This is a genomic window from Pseudomonas sp. P1_A1, assembly GCF_056406935.1.
Genome location: NZ_JBFTZE010000060.1, coordinates 1 through 509, shown reverse-complemented (window position 1 = coordinate 509; position 509 = coordinate 1). Strand labels below are relative to the sequence as shown.

The following is a 509-nucleotide window of genomic DNA, read 5'->3' as shown; positions in this document are numbered from 1 at the left end:
GTGCTGTTGTTATCAATAGAGGTGCGGTAAGATACATTTAGCCATTTGGCTAATTTTAAATTTAACTGCAAGTTAGCCTGGATGTGATTCTCAGTGTTCAAATTTCTTTGTTGCTGAATCATCTGGCCCGGGCTGATATAATAATCATTATAATAAGCATCCGGAGTACCATATTTACTTGTAGGATCTAACAGATCTTTTATAGGAACATTAAGAGGAGACTCTAACAAGTCATTATAAACTGTACCAGTGTTGGTTTTATTGGTAGTTAAGTATGTATAAGCAACAGAGTATTGAGTTGAAAATATACCATATTTTTTATCGCCACCTACACGGAATACATCTCTGCGGCCTTCATCTTTAGGCATAACAGATTTACTTTTTACATCCTGGCCTGACATGTAGAAACTACCTGTTTCATCACCAGAGTTAAAAGAGAAGTTGTGCTGGGTTGTAATACCTGTATCAAAAAAATCTTTCTTTTGATTTTTTACAGCAGAGTAGGGAAC

Annotated in this window: 1 protein-coding gene; it reads right to left on the bottom strand. The window is 35.6% G+C overall.

Translation table 11 applies throughout. The annotated features are described in order from the left end of the window. On the bottom strand, positions 1–509 hold a 509-nt coding region (locus tag AC1D2Q_RS29575), incomplete at both ends, for a hypothetical protein (protein WP_477815557.1).